Here is a 17,173-nt window from a genome sequence, read left to right on the forward strand (position 1 = left end):
CCGATTTGGTTGGAAGTCGAACAGTTGAGTTGAGTGTCGCAGTGTTACACATGACCGATGATCGAAAGGCGGATCCTGTCAGGAGCGAGCCGATTTTACTCTGGAAGCATGAGCACGACGACCGATTCATCCAACCGGTGCTTCTCCGACGAATCTGCGTGTACCGGCCACCCACATTCTGCAACCCAGGTTTGGGGAACACGTGAATTCGCGTTCGAGACTCGGGCGATTCACGAGGGTTTCGCGCCCGACCCATTAACGGGGGATGTTGTTCCCCCGCTGCACGTGTCCTCCACTCACGTGCAGAATGCACCGGGTGACCTCAAGGAAGGCTTCGAGTACGGCCGCTGTGGGAATCCGACGACGAATGCCTTTGCGTCGGCTCTTGCTCGTCTTGAAGGGGCAACACACGGTTTTGTGTTTCCTTCGGGGATGAGTGCGGAGGACACCGTGGTTCGTCTGCTGACGCGTCCGGGAAGTCATATTGTTCATTCGACGGATGTCTATGGGGGTACGCATAAGCTCTTTTCAGTGGTGAAACCTGCGGAAGGATGGACGTCAACCAGCGTTGATCTGTCGCAGGGGGACGCGGCGCGAAAGCGTCTGGAGAGTGAACGACCGGACCTGGTGTGGGTGGAGTCGCCCTCGAACCCCTTCCTTACGGTGACGGATATTCGCTCCATCGCGGAAGTCACGCACAGGATCGGCGCGCTCTTAGTTGTTGATTCAACCTTTGCGACACCGTATCTACAAAGACCCTTGGAACTGGGCGCCGACGTCGTTGTTCACTCAACAACGAAGTACATCGGCGGTCATTCAGACATCGTCGGAGGAGCAGTCATTCTTCGCAACGGTCTAGAGATTCCGTCCTCGATCACCCCTCTGTTTGGTTCACGTGACGCAGCGGAGGAACTTCGATGTCTCCAGATGGCAATCGGTGCCGTTCAATCGCCGCGTGATGCTCACTTAGCCCATCGCGGCTTGAAAACGCTGGGGCTTCGCGTTGCCCGTCACTGCGACAACGCACTGGCGGTTGCACAATTTCTTTCAGCCCATCCGCGAGTTGCGGCAGTTCATTATCCAGGACTTTCAACAGATCCGGGCTACGACGTTGCTAGCCGCCAGATGCCTCGTGGGTGCGGTGGGGTTGTGTCACTCCAGCTGCGTTCCGAAGCCGAGGCACTTGCCCTGTGTACATCGACCCACGTGTTGACGCTTGCAGCATCGCTGGGGGCCGTTGAATCTCTCATCGAGCATCCGGCGATCATGACGCATTCGACGCGTGCGGGTGGAGGTGGGGGAGTGCCTGGGACGCTCGTTCGCCTGGCGGTGGGCTTGGAAGATCCCTCAGATCTCATTGCGGATCTTGATCACGCGTTGAATTCTCTGCCAGCATGATATTGACGAGAACGAGGCCGCGCCTTCCGTGGCGTTGTGCTATCCCGTTGCCTGACCTTGGGAGGATGGACAAAGAGCCTATTCGCACGTGATCCGGCATTTTCGTTGGACAGCTCATTGATTGAGAAGGAGAACAACATGATAACAATCGGTCTTTCTGACCTCGATGTTGCGCCGCTGGCGCTGGGTGGAAACACTTTCGGCTGGACGTCCAACGCCCAGGAGTCCTTTGCAGTTCTTGACGAGTTCGTTTCGCAGGGCGGATCGCTCGTGGACACGGCGGATGTGTATTCGGCGTGGGCCCCGGGAAATTCCGGTGGCGAGTCTGAAGAAATTATCGGGCGTTGGTTTGCGCGTTCAAGACGTCGTGACGATGTCGTCCTCGCGACGAAAGTTGCGAAGAAACCGGGCCTTGAGGGATTGGGTGCGCAGACGATCGCTCAGGCGGCGGATGAGTCGCTGACGCGTCTGAGAACGGACCGCATTGACCTGTACTATGCCCATGCCGAGGATCCAAACACCCCGGTGGAAGAATCGGTAGCAGCGTTCGCGGCGCTCCAGGCTGCGGGTAAAGTCCGCCACGTTGCGCTGTCGAACTTCTCCCCCGAGGCAATTGCTGCGTGGGTGTCAGCTGCGGATGATCAAGGGGTGGCACGTCCCGTTGCGCTCCAGCCGCACTATAACCTCGTCTTCCGCGCCGACTACGAGGGAGCGCTGCGTGAGGCGGCGCAGGAGTATTCGCTCGGGGTTATTCCGTATTTTTCGCTGGCGAGCGGCTTCCTGACGGGGAAGTATCACTCAGCCGCTGATGTCCAGGGAGCACGCGGCGGCATGGTTGAAGGTTATGCATCAGATCAGGCGTTTGCTGTGGTCGATGCGCTGCGAAGCATCGCTGCGAACCATTCGGTTGCCCCCGCGTCCGTTGCCTTGGCTTGGTTGGCCTCTCAACCAACGATCGCGGCTCCAATCGCGTCGGCGCGAACGGTGGAGCAGCTGCCCTCGCTCATTAACTCACTGTCTCTGACCTTGGATCCGTCTGAGAGTGAGCGCCTGACCTCGGTATCTCAGGGGCTGTAGTACCGGAAGATTCAAGGATTGTCTGCTGTGGCGGCTGTTCTTCAGTAGCGTCAGTATCTTCCGTATCGTCAGTATCTTCCGGAGCTCAATGCCCTGAGCATTGGCCGACGGGAGAACACGATCGCCGGCTGTGAATCGGGCTGCGTGCACGCGGCCTACGTGTCGGAGGTTGCGGATCGTTGCGCCCATGCGGTCGCGGCGACCGCACCTCCGATAGCCACACATGCGGGCACAAGAAGCTCGGCTCCCTGGTGAGTGAATTCAATCACGAGAATCAACCCGGTGAACGGGGCTTTCATTGAGGATCCAAGGAACACAGCTGCCCCAATGAAGACGAAGGCCGCAAGGGAAGTCCCCGGCCACATCAGGCTCCACAGCATCCCCGTGACGGCACCCAGACCCGCACCCAGAGCCACCGACGGAGTCAGAGTTCCTCCCCACCCTCCTGATCGGATGGTCACAAGTGTGGTCACGGCTTTTGCCAGCAGAGTAACGAGGGCGACGCGCAGCCCCAAGCCGCCAAGCCAGGCAGCGTCGAATTGTGTTTGGGCACTGGCTTGTCCATTGCCGAGGACGGACGGCACCCATATGGAGATCACGCCAACAGCAGTCAAAGCTAGAGGAAGCGTCCACAGGAGATGCGAGGATCGCGGTCGGGCGTTCTCGAAGGAATGGACGATCCGGCGGAATTGCAGCCCCGCCCAGCCGATGAGCGGCCCACAGATCAGAGCCCAGACGGTGAGTGAGAGCGTCGCAGAAACAGAAGGAACAGTATAGAAAGCTGCGGGGCGTTCCCATCCCGTTGTCACCAGCACAGCAATTGCACAGATCGTCAATGCGGGGGCAACTGTGCGGGCATTGAGCGTGACAAGCAGGATTTCGAGGGTATAGACCGCACCTGATAAGGGAATGGAATAGACGGCAGCGAGGCCGGCTCCGGCTCCACAAGCAACGATGATCCTGCGGTCACGGGAATCAAGGCCGAGGGTGTCGGAAATCCATGCACCCAGTGCGGCACTGACCTCTCTGGGCGCGACTTCGCGACCAATCGACGCTCCCAACCCGACGATGATGATCTGTGTGATCGCATGCCAGAGAGTGCGGAGCACAGGCATTCGCCGCCCGTGAACAGCCTCGGAAACCGAGACAATCGTGCGGTTTTTGCGGAAGAACAGGGTCCACGATAGCGCCGCGATCAGTCCGGCGAGAGCCAAGACGGTGACGCGATGAATGGGAGACGAAGCGGTGACCGCCTCAAGCAGTGTCCCAGAGGTCACGCCCCACGCGAGATATTCGACAAGATGTAGGAGGTGAATGCACACCCAGCCGACAATTCCAGCGACAATTCCGGTCAGGACAATCGCTGCGGCGAAACGCATGTTCGCACGCGTGAGTGATGAGTCTGCGGAACTGGGCATGGAACAACGGTATCGGAAGGACGCCAAGGGAGATGCCAGGACGTCCATTCAGCTTGATCAATCGAGAAAATGCGCAACGCGGGATCGACAGGGGCCGTACTTCCACAGGGCGCACGGATGACCCGTTGGAGAACGGCCGCATGTCGTGGGCCGCGTATTCCTTACAGATGTGACACAGGGGTCCCCGCGTCGGCGGCATCAAGTTGTGATGCAATTCGCTCGAAGATGCCGTGGAGGACCGCGAGCTCGTCCTCGCTCATCCCATCGAGGACGAAAGTACGGACGATGGATCGCTGAGTCTTCGCGGCAGCGCGGAGGGTCTTGCGCCCGGTTTCGGTGAGATGGACGAGGCCGCCTCGGCGATCTCCTTCGCATGCGGATCGAGCGACGAAGCCGCGGGCAACAAGGCGGTTGATTGTGTGGGTGAGGCGTGACGGACTAAAAACAACCTCGTGAGCAAGTATTGAGAGACGAATCCCCTGAGTGCCAGCTCGGGACACTTGCAGGAGCACGTTGTATTCAGGTAGGGACAGCTTGTGTGATGCTTTCAGTGCGGACCCGATCCGCTCGGTGAGCCTGTTTGTTGTGGTGAAATAGGCGTCCCACGCGCGTCCTTTGGCGTCGTTTCTCATCGCGTTTTCCACTCTGTCGTGTGGCCCGATAGTGCCGGTGCCACGGATCCTGTAGTCGATGGTGTCACCCAGAAACTGGATAATTAGTAGGTAATGGTTAGTTTAATACCACACAACCTCATGTTGAGAACCGATCCCCTTGTCATCTCAAGGGGAGAATAGTTGTTGACAAATCAGTCAAATGTCCTACATTATGCGCCGGTGAGTTCTTGGGGGGGGGGTGGATGTGGTCATCCTTTATGACTCTGACCTGCTTATTCGCACTTTTGTGTGGGCGTGAGATCCATCCTGCGCTGTGTTGCTGCCCCTGAGTGATGGGCCCAAGAATGTGGCGCTGTTCATTGTGCGGGCTACGGGATGTGGTGCATGGGTCGCGATGCGATGCGTGAGTCAGCGTGGGTGGATCGGGAGGGTGCGTGGCTCAGGAGACCCTCTTGGTGGAGCGATTAAATTGGCAGATAGTTCTGATCAATTGATTGATTGAAAGAAATGGAATAGTCCGATAGAATTCCCGCAAGCAGTCGGATGGAAAATCAATCACCAAAGAATAGACATCGAGGAGGATCAGAATGAAGAAGACGATCGTGGAGCTCATTGACGATATCGATGGAACCGTTGCGGAAAGGACAGTGCCCTTTGCCTTTAACGGTGTGACCTACGAAATCGATCTGTCATCGGAGCACATCGCCGAGTTCACTCAGGCGATGGAACGCTGGATCGGTGCGGGACGTCGTACCGGCGGTCGCGTTGTGGTGCGTTCGGGACAGCCGGTTCGTCAGTCGGAGGCATCGAAGATTCGTGAGTGGGCAAAAGACAATGGTGTTGAGGTGAACGAACGCGGCAGGATTCCCGCCGCCATCGTCGCTCAATATCGCGCATCGCAGAGCTAATTCACCTGCGCCCCATCAGGCGTGCGGCCACCCATTTTGGGGGGCCGCACGCCTTTTTGTTGCTGCATCGATTCCCATGTTTCTTCCCTAAGCAATTGCTCCGGACAATTACTCATCGCGCCGAGTGAATAGACCCCGGCGATTCACCCTTTGGGAAACCCGTGGTGCAGATGCGTGTCGTCGTCTTTTTCCTCGGATCGTGCGTGGTCACCATCGGTGGCGACGTGAGTTGCCTCCACGGGGTCTGGGAACCGCGGCGCATCTGAAACAGGTCCGGGCAATGGCGGGTGTTGTCTTCACTGGGACTGGGAACCGCGCGGCCTGAGGGGACAGATCTTTTAGCCGATGACAAGCGACACCTTTCGATGGAACAATAGAGGCATGACCTACACATTGGTGCTGCTCCGCCACGGCGAGAGCGAATGGAATGCAAAGAATCTGTTCACCGGATGGGTTGACGTCCCGCTGTCTGACAAGGGCCGCGCGGAAGCGTCCCACGGTGGTGAACTCCTCAAGGAATCCGGTGTCCTTCCGGACCTCCTGTTCACATCGATGCTGCGTCGCGCGATCATGACCGCGAACCTGGCTCTCGATGCCGCTGATCGTCACTGGATCCCCGTTGAGCGTTCATGGCGCCTCAACGAGCGCCACTACGGCGCTCTCCAAGGCAAGAACAAGAAGGAGATCCGCGACGAATACGGCGAGGATCAGTTCATGCAGTGGCGCCGTTCCTACGACGTGCCGCCACCGGCGATCGAAGCTGGATCGGAGTTCTCCCAGGATCAGGATCCGCGCTACGCCGGCGAACCAATCCCGATGACCGAGTGCCTCAAGGATGTCCTTGAGCGTCTCCTTCCCTACTGGGAGGAAACAATCGTTCCGGCAATCAAGACGGGCAAGACCGTGATGATTGCTGCCCACGGAAATTCGCTGCGCGCGATCGTCAAGCATCTGGATGGAATCTCAGATGACGACATCGCCGGTGTCAACATCCCAACGGGTATTCCGCTGGTTTACGAGCTGGACGAGGAAACCCTCCAGCCCGTGAAGAAGGGCGGTACGTATCTGGATCCCGAGGCCGAAGCGAAGATCGCGGCTGTCGCTAACCAGGGCAAGTGATCCCGGGGGCTGTGCACCGTCGGTGTGACAGCCTTCCGCGTTGAACATTTTGCGGGTGGTGTCCACGTGAGAACTCACGTGGACACCACCCGTGCTTCTTCTACGTGCGGAGGCCGCGCACTCGTCCTCGTTCAGTCAGAGGGATTCGGACGCCAGGTCCCCCATTGACCAAGAGGCGTGGTGTCGAGGACATCCCCGACACCGGCCTCAACGAATGCCCGATACGTATCATCTGGGCCTTCGGTAAAGTGCACCCATTGCGTGTTGTGCACGACGACTACCTGACGTGCCCGAAGAATCGTTGCCGCCTGGGCTGCTTGGGCTCCCGTCATTGACAGCGGCTGCCCAGCAAATTTCGATGGAACACTCGCACGGCCCGCATGAATGATTGCACCATCACACGGACCAAAACGTTCCGCGATATCACGCACAATATCCATCGAGGTGTTGTCGCCGCTGATGTACAGGCGCTGAGTATCGGATTCCAGGACAAATCCGATGACCTCGCAATTGACGAAACCTCTTTCGTCTCGCGCGCCGTCTTCGGGGCCGTGAATCGCGGGAACGGCATGGATCGTCACTCCACCAATGACGAGGTGCTCACCGGCAGCCAGGCCGAACGCATGCTCCCCGACAACAGCCGTCGCGTGATGTGGTGACACTGCATGACGTGCTCCGCGAGCAACATGCAGGCCCAAGGTATCGAGATTATCGCGATGATCGTGGTGACTGATCAGCGCGACATCAATGGGGCCGAGGTCGTCGACCTCCACTGCCGGGCCCTGCGTTTTGCGAAGGAGTCCGTAGTCCGTCGGCGGATCGAAAGTTGGATCGGAAATCCACCGGAGCTCACCGCAGTCGAAAAGTACGGTGGGACCACCGATGAGAAGGAAACCGGGTGTATGCATCCGCGTCTACCGTCCTGACAGTGAATGATTCATTTGAGCGATACCAATGGTGAGGTGGACCCGCAGCGAGAGAGTCCTTTGCGTCCTCCCTTTGGGAAGCACTGATTGTATCGGGAGGAATCAGAGTTCACTCGCCAGCCAGTCAATGATGTTTTTCGTGGGTTCCGACCGGGCACTTCGCCAACCCGTACCCGCCCAAAGAGAGAGCCGGTGAGCATCGTGTCGCTTCGCAGCTTCCTTGCGTATAGGCAGCGTTAATTCGCTGAGCGTTGGGAACTCCGATGGAGCGTCACGGTGACGATCGATAAAGCTATTGCGCAAAGACCGCGCAAGTCTGCCGGTGAATGCCCGTGTGAGAACCGTTTCAGTGAACTGGGCATCCCCCACAGCATCCCGATACGTCTGTGAAGTCCCCGCTTCATCTGCCCGGAGCAAAAGCGTCCCAACGGCCACGGACTGAGCACCCGCATCAAGCAGTTCTCGCACCATGAACGGCCCGTCGACACCGCCGGTTGCAACCACAGGCAGCGTTGTGCGCGACGTAATCGCCAGTACGAGATCGCGAGTGGAACAGTCATGAATTGGCCGCGACACATCGAAGGTTGCGCTATGCCCGCCCGCCCTCGGCCCCTGAACAATCAACCCATCGACCCCGAGCTCCTCCGCTGACTGCGCCTCGTCCACCGTCGTCACGGTTGCCACAACCGTGGACCCGGCAGTTTGTAGTGCTTTGATGCTGTGCGCATCCGGAAGTCCAAAAGTCAGCGACACCACGGGAACGGGGTTCTCAATGAGCATCCTGAGTTTCTCGGACCAATGGTCGTCACCGCTGCCGGAAGGAAATGCGAGAGAAATTCCCAGATCCTCGGCGTCTTCTCGGAGCTGGTCACGGTACTTCTCGACTTTTGCGCGATCGACCGGCACAGACGACGGAACGAAAAGGTTAACGCCGAAGCTCACGCCGAATTGACGCACCTGCGTGATCTCGTCATCAAGAGCTTGGGGTGTTTTGTATCCGGCAGCAAGGAAAGGAAAAGCACCTGCTTCAGCGGTGGCGCGCGCGAGCGCAACGGTGGAGATTCCGCCTGCCATCGGGGCGGCAATAAGTGGGAGATCGGAGTGAAAGAGAGAATGAGTATGCATGAGTCCTCCCGGGGTGAATGAGAATGTTTCCGCGCAGTCAACAACGGGCACTTTTGAGATTAGAGAATGTGTTGACGGGAAGGAAATGCCGGGTGGACATGACCTATGCTCAGTGAGTATGACGGTGAATCGTGAGGGAGATGTTGAACTCAGGCATCTGCGTGCCTTTGTTGCCGTTGCGCGCACACTGTCGATGACCGCTGCCAGCCGCGAACTCCACATCACGCAGCCGGCGCTGACACGGACGATTCAACAACTTGAACGCGTTCTCGGTGTGCAGCTCTTCGACCGATCGCCGCAGCATTTCGCGCTCACTCAATCAGGTCAATTCCTCAACGAAAAAGCTCAGCGGATCCTTTCCGACGTCAACGCGATGATTGACGGTGTGCGTGGGTTTCAGCGCGTACGCATCGGATTTTCCTGGGCGTTGCCCTACCCGTGGATGACCGATGTTGTTGACGCTTTCGAGGCGCTCACCGGTGCCTCAATTCAGCTTCTTCGCCACGATGACGTCCTGGGGAGCCTGCGCCGTGGCGAGGTCGACGTTGCTCTGAGTCGTTACGAGGCACAAGTTGACGATGTGCGATCACTGGTTATTCATTCTGAGCAGCGGGTTGCTGCGGTGAGTAAGCGCCTGCCGCTGAGTGGTCGTGACCGACTCGACTGGGATGAACTCAGGGATTTTCCGGTGGTGATTAACAAACTCAGTGGAAGCACTCAGCCAGAATTGTGGGACGACCCGCTCCCTCCAGAACGCATCGTCAGCTGTGAGAGCTACGACGAATGGGAAGCGCTGATCGCCGCGGGTCGCGGAGTGGGGGCAATCGGACAATCGGCGGCGTGCGCAAAACCACATCCGGGGATCGTGTATCTTCCCCTGAATGGGGCGCCGATGACGACGCTACGGTTATTTATTCTGGCCGGACACATTCCCCCGCTCGTGGGCACCTTCATTGAGATCGCTTCGCAAACCCCGTTCTCGGTGGCGTCGACGTGGTCAACGTCTGTTGCCTTAGATGATGAATAAACGACGAAAGAGAGCCGATGTTGAGCAGTCCGATAACCGTGACTGCGTGCGAGGGTGATCATGAGCGGACGTGGTCAAGGCCAGACGCCAGCGGCTCGTGACTGCGCGGTCGCCGTCACGAGCCGCGGTCTAAGGAACCGCCTGTCCCTGTGATCCCCTTGACTTCAAGTTCACTTGAGGTCTTAGGCTCACTCATGTGAAGAAACACGCCGTCGGTCATCCGTCAGGATCTGCTCCGTGGAGAGTTCACCTGAGCATGATCCTCGTAGCTGTGGCCGCGATCCTGCTGCCTGGATGCGGTGGCACGCAACCGGAATCGCCACTAAGCGAAGAACCTCAGCTTCACGCGCCCCAGTCAATGCCATCACAGCAATCAGGACGTGTCCCAGATCAGAAGAAGGGGCCTGAGTCTGGAGAGTCTCCTCAGCCGCTGACAGGAGACAATGAAGAAACAACGACCGGATCGGGAGACAATATGCGCGAGACTTTGGTGATGACAGCCAACGGGCAGGAACTCCTCGTGGACTGGGAAGATAACGACTCCGTGAGGAATCTCGCCGCGTTGGTTGCTCAGAGTCCTGTGACCGTGGAACTGACTCCCTACGGAGGATTTGAGCTCGTTGGGGATCTCCCGTGGTCTGTGACAAGCAATGATCGTGCTCTGGCGGCAACAAGCGGCGACATTCTGCTCTACCAATCACGCAGCCTCGTTCTCATGCTCGGCGAAAACCAATGGTCGTACACGCGTCTGGGACGCCTTCGGCCTCAGTCACTGGAGGTGCTTGGGTCGATGAGTCCTGGGGCGCCTAGCGCGGGTGCATCGCTCGTCGTGCAGCTGAGCGCTCGGGCGTAAGTCTGTGTCGTTGAATAGTCAGTGGACGTACAGCCCGACCGCAGGGTGCAAGTCGTGAGCGTCTACGGCCTTGGCAAGCAGCGGCGGCCTCGTCCATTGAGAAGAACCTGTGAGAAGAACTGTTGACCCTCAAGAAAGGACAATTCGCGTGGATGTCTCAACATTTCGTCAGCTGATGGACGAGCGCTGCGCTCTTGAACCGGGTACCGAGGCAATGCGCTTCATGCACGAGAAGGCGAACCGTGCCCGCCGCCTCTGCCAGAAAATTAATTCCTCCGAGTTTGACGAGGACGAAATCCGCGCCATTCTCCGCGACGTCACGCAATCACCTGTCCCGGAGTCCACAACGATCCTCCCGCCGGTCACCCTTGACTGCGGGGTGAACTTTCACGTTGGCGAGGGCGTCTTCATCAATGCGGGATGCAGCTTCCAGGACCAGGGTGGCGTGTGGATTGGAAACCGCACACTCATCGGCCATCAGGTCGTCATCGCGACCCTCAACCACGACGAAGATCCCACCCAGCGCGGCATCCTTCATCCCGCTCCGGTGATTATCGAGGACGATGTCTGGGTTGGTGCGCATGCCACGATCCTTGGGGGCGTGACCATTGGCCGGGGCGCAATCATTGCGGCTGGAGCTGTTGTGACGAAGGATGTGGCTCCTGGGATGATCGTTGCGGGTGTTCCCGCTGCTCCGATTCGTCGGGTCACCTCGGCGGAGAAGATCTGAGAGTCCACGGCACTGATGTGAGTGGATGGTAGAATAGGTCCTGCTATTGACAGAATGCAGGGAGAAACTCGATGTCGTTCGAAATTGGTCAGACCGTCGTCTATCCGCACCACGGTGCTGCCACGATCGAGGAAATCTCTACTCGAACAATTAAGGGCGAGGAACGTATCTACCTGACCCTCCGCGTGAACCAAGGTGACCTGACGATCCAGGTTCCGGCCGACAACGTGGACCTCGTGGGGTTGCGTGATGTCGTTGACGAGGGCGGTTTAGAAGAGGTCCTGTCAGTTCTGCGCGCCCCCTACATCGAGGAGCCAACGAACTGGTCACGCCGCTTTAAGGCAAACCAGGAAAAGATCGCAACGGGCAATATCGTCAAAGTTGCGGAAGTTGTTCGTGACCTCACCCGTCGTGACGAAGAGAAAAAACTGTCAACCGGTGAGAAGCGGATGCTGACGAAGGCCCGCAACATTCTGACCTCTGAACTTGCATTGGCACGAGATATCGACAAGAGCGCTGCAATGATTCGCCTCGATGAGATTCTTGCAGAGGGACACGCCGCGAGCGCTGACGCCGATGCTTCCGGTGCTTCGGACCAGGATGGGGCCGAGGACGCAGCTGAGAAGTCCTCTCAGGAGTGAGCCCGAGCTGCCTGGCGGTTCTCACCGCCGCTGGATCGGGGACCCGCCTCGGGTGCGATGGGCCGAAGGCTTTAGTTCCCGTCGGTGGTGTCCCGATGGTTGTCAGGGCCGTCAACGGATTGGTGGCTGCCGGAGTGGATGGCATTGTCATCACAGCTCCCCTAGAAGCAATTGACGATTTTCGTCGGCTTTTCCCCGGTGGTGTTGCCGGGGTGGCGGGCGAGCGACATGTGCCTTTGGTTCCAGTGGACATCGTGGCAGGATCCCAGGCCTCTCGGCAGGCATCGGTTGCCCTGGGTCTTGAGGGGCTGCGTGACATGAGTGAGAGCCGCGGACTTGACCTCGTTGATGACTCTGTTGTCCTCATTCACGATGCGGCACGATGCCTGACTCCCGTCGAAGCGATTCGGCGCGTGATCGATGCGGTGGAACAGGGGTATCACGCGGTCATCCCAACGATTCCCGTGTCGGACACTCTCAAACGTGTTGGTGACGCGAAAGGGCAGGAGAGTGCCCCTCGGCCCGTGCATCAAACAGTTGACCGATCCAGCTTGGTTGCTGTCCAAACTCCGCAGGGTTTCACTTGGAAAGTGATTTCCGCCGCTCATGAACGAGGGGCTTCCCGCTCGGCCTCGGAAATAACTGCGGCAACGGACGACGCCGGGCTTGTTGAGGAGATGGGCGGCATTGTGTACGTCGTTGACGGTGACCATCTGTCGCTGAAAGTGACCACGGCTCTTGACTTGACCCTCGCGGAGGTCCTCATTACCCGGTGACAGTTGGCTGTGGGAATGTTACGAGCCGGCTCAGGCGTGGTACATTCAGGCCGGGCCTTCGGGCAGGAACTCGGACATCCTAAGGAGAAGGACATGTCCACTCTCGACACAGCGAATGTTGACGTCAAGCAGGCGTCAACGAAGCTTCTCACGCGACCCATCATTGAATGGTCCCTGTGGGATTGGGGTTCTGCGGCATTCAACGCAGTTGCCACAACTTTCGTCTTTTCCACCTACTTAACGTCCGACGGAGTTTTCACCGACTCGGGGACAGCGAATTCGTACCTGTCGCTGGGATTAACCATTGCGGGACTCTTCATCGCCTTGCTTGCGCCGATCACGGGGCAACGTGCTGACCGTAAGGGCAAGGGTGGTCTCCTGCTTGGATGGTTCACCGGAGCCGTTGTCATCTGCATGCTCGCGATGTTCTTCGTTGCACCCGAATCGGCGATGGGCCCCGAGGCTTCGCTGTGGCTGGGTATCGCGCTCCTCGGCCTCGGCAATGTCTTTTTTGAGTTCGCCTCGGTCAACTACAACGCGATGCTCAATCACCTCGCAGCGAAGAAAGACATGGGACGTATCTCCGGCCTGGGCTGGGGCATGGGCTATGTCGGCGGCATCGTGCTGCTCCTCATCCTCTACGTTGGACTCATCGGCCCGAACCTCCTGGGGGTTTCCACGGCGAACGGCTTGAACATCCGTATCGCTATGGTCATCGCCGCACTGTGGTTTGGAGGATTCGCGCTCCCCGTTATTCTTCGCCCTCCGAAACCCCGGGTCGTCCAGCACAACGATTCTGCTGAGTCCCTGGTGGATTCGTATCGCCTGCTGTGGAAAACAGTGAAGTCCCTGGCTAAAGATGCCCCTCACACGATGTTCTTCCTCATCGCTTCGGCGGTGTTCCGTGACGGACTCGCCGGCGTCTTCACGTTCGGAGCGATCATCGCCCGGACAGCCTTTGGTTTCAGTCCCGGTGACATCATGATCTTCGCGATCGCTGCGAACGTTGTTGCGGGCTTGGCAACGATTGCTTTTGGTGCCATTGACGACTGGATCGGCCCGAAGAAAGTGATTCTTGCGTCGCTGATCTGCATGGTTGCTGCCGGCCTCGGAGTGTTCTTCCTCCACGACCGCGGAGCCATTGTCTTCTGGATTCTCGGCTTGGTCCTGTGCGTCTTCGTGGGTCCGGTCCAATCGGCATCCCGGTCGTTCCTTGGCCGCATGATCCCTGAGGGGCGTGAGGGCGAGGTCTTCGGCCTCTACGCAACAACGGGTCGAGCCGTGTCCTTCATGGCTCCCGCGATGTACGGTGTCTTCCTTCAGATCGGTCGGGCCATGCAGACTGATCCGAATGCGGACTACACCTACTGGGGGATTCTCGGCATCGTCCTCGTGCTCCTCGTTGGCCTCGCTCTCACGATCCCGGTGAAAGCTGATCAGGCTCATCTCGATTCGTTGACGTGACCCTGACGCGTTAACGCGAGCTGTCCACACCCGCTGATGTGAGTCTCCCCTGCGGTTCTTAGGACCGAGCGACCAAGGCAACAGCGGATGCTGCCAGCCCTTCTGCGCGCCCAGTGAATCCCAAGCCGTCCGTTGTTGTGGCGCACACGTGAACGGGAGCGCCAACGATTTCGCTCATACGCCTACAGGCTTCAGGCAGGCGCGCAGTCATCCGAGGTTTCTTCCCGATGACCTGCACGGTGACATTCCCGATGACCCATCCAGCCTCGGCCACCATGCGCCGCACCTCGGTGAGGAACTGTTCCCCGGAAGCATTGGCCCATTCGGGGCGGGACGTGCCGAAGATCGTTCCCATATCGCCCAGCCCTGTTGCGGCAAGGATCGCGTCGCACACGGCGTGGGCGGCAACGTCGCCGTCAGAATGTCCGCTCAGAGGCGTTTCGCCAGGCCATTGCAGGCAAGCAAGCATCAGCGGTGCCGCGTCGATTCCCCCGGTCTCTTCTCGTGACGAGGACGAGGCGGCACGTTCCTCCTCAGTGGCGAAGGCGTGAACGTCGATTGCTTGGCCGACGCGGAAAGGGAAAGATTCTGAGGACATGGTCATGAGGCCAGAGTAATCGTTTCTGGCGGTGGAGTGCTCACACTGCACGGGTGGCTCGGATGCTCGGACTGAAGACTGGTCATCTGCAACCGCCGGAGATCAGAGGTCCTCTTTCGGACAGCCACTCAAACAGTTGACGGTGACAGATAGGATCAATGTGTGCGTTACATTTCCACTCGTCAAGGCCCTGACGTTCGTCCTCGTCAATTCTGCGACATCCTCCTGGGAGGACTTGCGCCAGATGGGGGACTTTACCTGCCGGAAAGCTATCCGCAGCTGACCGCTGAGGACTTGGCGGGGATGCGCACAACCCTCAACGACGAGGGGTATGCGGCGCTCGCGGCCCGGATCCTTGAGCTCTATATCGACGATATCCCCGTTGAGGATCTGCGTGAGATTACGGCGCGTGCCTACCGGACACCCGCGTTCTCCAACCCGCAGATCGTGCCCGTCACTCGGCTAGAGAATACGGACGACCTGTGGATTGCGCACCTGTCGAACGGGCCGACGGCGGCCTTTAAGGACATGGCGATGCAGCTGCTCGGCGAGCTTTTCGACTACGAACTCACGCGCCGCGGTGACTGGTTGACGATTGTCGGTGCAACATCGGGAGATACGGGTTCCTCCGCGGAATACGCGCTGCGTGGACGTGCGGGACTGAGCGTTGTCATGCTGACCCCCGCCGGGCGGATGACTCCTTTCCAGCGAGCACAGATGTTCTCGCTGATGGACGACAACATTATTAATGTCGCTGTTGACGGAGTATTTGACGACTGTCAGGACCTGGTCAAGGCCGTAAATATGGACGCGGACTTCAAGAAACGCTGGCACGTGGGTGCAGTGAACTCGATCAACTGGGCGCGGCTACTTGCCCAGGTTATTTACTACATTGCCACGTGGCTGCGTGTCACGCAGACTTCCGTCGAAGGTGTGACCGGTGCGGCTGCGACGTCTGGGGACGAGGACGAGCGTGGTCCTTTCTCCCGCGACGCCCACGCCGCATCCGTGGGCCTGCCGGAGGTCTCGGTTGTCGTGCCCTCGGGGAACTTTGGGAACGTGTGCGCCGCCCATATTGCCCGGCAGATGGGTGTCCCCCTCAAAGCACTGGTCGTTGCGACGAACGAGAATGACGTGCTTGACGAATTCTTCCGTACCGGCGTCTATCGCGTCCGCACAAGTGACCAGACGCTGGCGACGTCCTCGCCGTCAATGGATATTTCCAAGGCGTCGAACTTCGAGCGTTTTGTGTTTGACCTGCTGGGACGCGATGGTGAGCGCGTGCGAGAACTCTTCGGTGAGTGCCTGGGGACCGACGGCTTCTTCGACCTGTCCGGCACACCTGAATATGCGTCGTTGCGCGCGACCTACGGTTTTGTCTCGGGATCGTCGACTCATGCGGATCGCCTGGTGGAGATCGCCCGCACGCACGACGAATCCGGGTATCTTTTGGATCCTCACACCGCTGATGGTGTGCATGTTGCGCGGCAGTGGCGCGAGGAAATCGACGGGCCTGTCGTTGTCATGGAGACGGCGTTGCCGGTGAAGTTCGCTCAGACCGTTGTGGAGGCCACGGGGCATCTGCCCGACGTGCCCGAACGCTTCGCGGGGATCGAAGGTAGCGACCAGCGGGTTGTTGATCTGCCCAATGATGTTGCCGCTCTGAAGTCCCTGATCGAGGACGAGGTCCGCCAGGGGCGATAACTCAGGGCTGTAGCGTGAGCCTGGTTCATGAGCCGCGGTGGGGTGCGTGGGGCGTCGCGCAGGTGATTGTCGAGGTTGCTATCCTCGGTCTTTCGTGGACGACAAGGTGGAAGGCGACGTGAAGATGCAGGGTGTGTCTGATGAGCGACGCAGGATTCTTCATCGACGTGTGCGGCTCATTGTTGCCGTAACGATTTGCTACAACGTCATTGAGGCGATCGTCGCTGTGTGGGCGGGTGCTGCGTCCTCGTCCGCTGCGCTCCTGGGTTTCGGTTTGGATTCAGTGATCGAGGTGCTTTCTGCGGTTGTTGTTGCCTGGCAGTTCACTCGCAAGGATCCGCAACGTTGGGAACGCGTGAGTGTCAAAGCGATCGGCCTTGCGTTCTTCTTGCTTGCGGCGTACGTCAGCGTGGATTCCGTGCTGGCGCTCCTGGGGCGCGAGGGCCCGGAGCATAGTCCGCTTGGCTTGGCAATCACGCTCCTCAGCCTGATCATCATGCCTGCGCTTTCACTCATTGAGCGTCGCACCGGTGAGGAACTGGGCTCACAGAGCGTTGTTGCGGATTCGAAGCAGCTGCTCCTGTGCGTCTACCTGTCGGGAACGGTTTTTGTTGGTTTAATCCTCAACAGTCTGTTCCACTGGTGGTGGGCGGATTCCGTTGCTGCTCTCGTTGTTGCCGTGCTGGCCGTTCGTGAGGGGCTGGAGGCGTGGGGTGGCGAGGTCGAGACTCCCCTTGAGGTACTTGACGATCTCAACTAGTTGAGCGATTCCTATTCGCTGCGTCCGCTACTCTT

Annotated in this window: 17 protein-coding genes; 12 read left to right on the forward strand and 5 right to left on the reverse strand. The window is 58.8% G+C overall.

Features of this window, described 5'->3' with window-relative positions; translation table 11 throughout:
- Positions 1-108: 108 nt before the first annotated feature.
- Together G7Y41_RS01170 and G7Y41_RS01175 are read left to right on the forward strand one after the other, a co-directional pair.
- Positions 109-1,398 carry a PLP-dependent transferase gene (locus G7Y41_RS01170; protein ID WP_165316119.1) on the forward strand — a complete coding sequence of 430 codons (1,290 nt, stop codon included), beginning with the start codon at positions 109-111 and terminating at the stop codon, positions 1,396-1,398.
- 138 nt (positions 1,399-1,536) lie between these two features.
- On the forward strand, positions 1,537-2,475 hold the full coding sequence (locus tag G7Y41_RS01175; protein WP_165316120.1) for an aldo/keto reductase: 939 nt from the start codon (positions 1,537-1,539) through the stop codon (positions 2,473-2,475).
- Positions 2,476-2,630: 155 nt separating this feature from the next.
- Here the strand turns inward: G7Y41_RS01175 and G7Y41_RS01180 are convergent, their stop codons facing one another.
- On the reverse strand, positions 2,631-3,893 hold the full coding sequence (locus G7Y41_RS01180) for a chloride channel protein (RefSeq protein ID WP_165316121.1): 1,263 nt from the start codon (positions 3,891-3,893) through the stop codon (positions 2,631-2,633).
- Between the two features lie 161 nt (positions 3,894-4,054).
- On the reverse strand, positions 4,055-4,525 hold the full coding sequence (locus G7Y41_RS01185) for a MarR family winged helix-turn-helix transcriptional regulator (RefSeq protein WP_165316122.1): 471 nt from the start codon (positions 4,523-4,525) through the stop codon (positions 4,055-4,057).
- A gap of 569 nt (positions 4,526-5,094) precedes the next feature.
- On the opposite strand from G7Y41_RS01185, the gene G7Y41_RS01190 reads away from it, so the two are divergent.
- Positions 5,095-5,415 carry a histone-like nucleoid-structuring protein Lsr2 gene (locus G7Y41_RS01190; RefSeq protein WP_165217317.1) on the forward strand — a complete coding sequence of 107 codons (321 nt, stop codon included), beginning with the start codon at positions 5,095-5,097 and terminating at the stop codon, positions 5,413-5,415.
- Between the two features lie 381 nt (positions 5,416-5,796).
- Positions 5,797-6,534 carry a phosphoglyceromutase gene (locus G7Y41_RS01195; RefSeq protein ID WP_165217319.1) on the forward strand — a complete coding sequence of 246 codons (738 nt, stop codon included), beginning with the start codon at positions 5,797-5,799 and terminating at the stop codon, positions 6,532-6,534.
- Between the two features lie 131 nt (positions 6,535-6,665).
- On the opposite strand, the gene G7Y41_RS01200 is transcribed toward G7Y41_RS01195, so the two are convergent.
- Together G7Y41_RS01200 and G7Y41_RS01205 are read right to left on the reverse strand one after the other, a co-directional pair.
- Positions 6,666-7,442 carry an MBL fold metallo-hydrolase gene (locus G7Y41_RS01200; protein WP_165316123.1) on the reverse strand — a complete coding sequence of 259 codons (777 nt, stop codon included), beginning with the start codon at positions 7,440-7,442 and terminating at the stop codon, positions 6,666-6,668.
- Positions 7,443-7,562: 120 nt separating this feature from the next.
- The gene (locus tag G7Y41_RS01205; RefSeq protein WP_165316124.1) at positions 7,563-8,585 is read right to left on the reverse strand and encodes an NAD(P)H-dependent flavin oxidoreductase; all 1,023 of its coding nucleotides are present in this window, start codon (positions 8,583-8,585) and stop codon (positions 7,563-7,565) included.
- On the opposite strand from G7Y41_RS01205, the gene G7Y41_RS01210 reads away from it, so the two are divergent.
- The 6 genes from G7Y41_RS01210 to G7Y41_RS01235 all read left to right on the forward strand — a co-directional run bounded on the left by G7Y41_RS01210 (position 8,584) and on the right by G7Y41_RS01235 (position 14,076).
- Positions 8,584-9,612: a LysR family transcriptional regulator gene (locus tag G7Y41_RS01210; protein ID WP_165316125.1), complete on the forward strand. Its 1,029-nt coding sequence runs from the start codon at positions 8,584-8,586 to the stop codon at positions 9,610-9,612. The genes G7Y41_RS01205 and G7Y41_RS01210 overlap by 2 nt on opposite strands.
- 196 nt (positions 9,613-9,808) lie before the next feature.
- A complete protein-coding gene (locus tag G7Y41_RS01215; protein WP_165316126.1) occupies positions 9,809-10,465 on the forward strand; it encodes a cyclophilin-like fold protein in 657 nt (218 codons plus the stop codon).
- A gap of 148 nt (positions 10,466-10,613) precedes the next feature.
- On the forward strand, positions 10,614-11,195 hold the full coding sequence (locus G7Y41_RS01220) for a DapH/DapD/GlmU-related protein (protein WP_196819524.1): 582 nt from the start codon (positions 10,614-10,616) through the stop codon (positions 11,193-11,195).
- A 71-nt stretch (positions 11,196-11,266) separates the two neighbouring features.
- Entirely contained in the window at positions 11,267-11,836 is a 570-nt protein-coding gene (locus G7Y41_RS01225; protein ID WP_231367331.1) for a CarD family transcriptional regulator, read from the forward strand.
- Positions 11,833-12,612, forward strand: a complete 780-nt coding sequence (locus G7Y41_RS01230; protein ID WP_165316127.1) for an IspD/TarI family cytidylyltransferase — start codon at positions 11,833-11,835, stop codon at positions 12,610-12,612. Before G7Y41_RS01225 ends, G7Y41_RS01230 begins: the two co-directional genes overlap by 4 nt.
- A 93-nt stretch (positions 12,613-12,705) precedes the next feature.
- Positions 12,706-14,076: an MFS transporter gene (locus tag G7Y41_RS01235; RefSeq protein WP_165316128.1), complete on the forward strand. Its 1,371-nt coding sequence runs from the start codon at positions 12,706-12,708 to the stop codon at positions 14,074-14,076.
- A gap of 58 nt (positions 14,077-14,134) precedes the next feature.
- On the opposite strand, the gene ispF is transcribed toward G7Y41_RS01235, so the two are convergent.
- The gene (gene ispF, locus G7Y41_RS01240; RefSeq protein WP_165316160.1) at positions 14,135-14,674 is read right to left on the reverse strand and encodes a 2-C-methyl-D-erythritol 2,4-cyclodiphosphate synthase; all 540 of its coding nucleotides are present in this window, start codon (positions 14,672-14,674) and stop codon (positions 14,135-14,137) included.
- Between the two features lie 162 nt (positions 14,675-14,836).
- Here ispF and G7Y41_RS01245 point away from each other — a divergent pair, with 162 nt between their 5' ends.
- Together G7Y41_RS01245 and G7Y41_RS01250 are read left to right on the forward strand one after the other, a co-directional pair.
- Positions 14,837-16,378, forward strand: coding sequence for a threonine synthase (locus G7Y41_RS01245; RefSeq protein WP_165316129.1), 1,542 nt, complete (start codon positions 14,837-14,839; stop codon positions 16,376-16,378).
- A 124-nt stretch (positions 16,379-16,502) separates the two neighbouring features.
- On the forward strand, positions 16,503-17,138 hold the full coding sequence (locus G7Y41_RS01250; RefSeq protein ID WP_165316161.1) for a cation efflux transmembrane domain-containing protein: 636 nt from the start codon (positions 16,503-16,505) through the stop codon (positions 17,136-17,138).
- The last annotated feature ends 35 nt before the right edge of the window (positions 17,139-17,173 follow it).

It is taken from the genome of Schaalia sp. ZJ405 (assembly GCF_011038885.2).
Lineage (GTDB): Bacteria > Actinomycetota > Actinomycetes > Actinomycetales > Actinomycetaceae > Pauljensenia.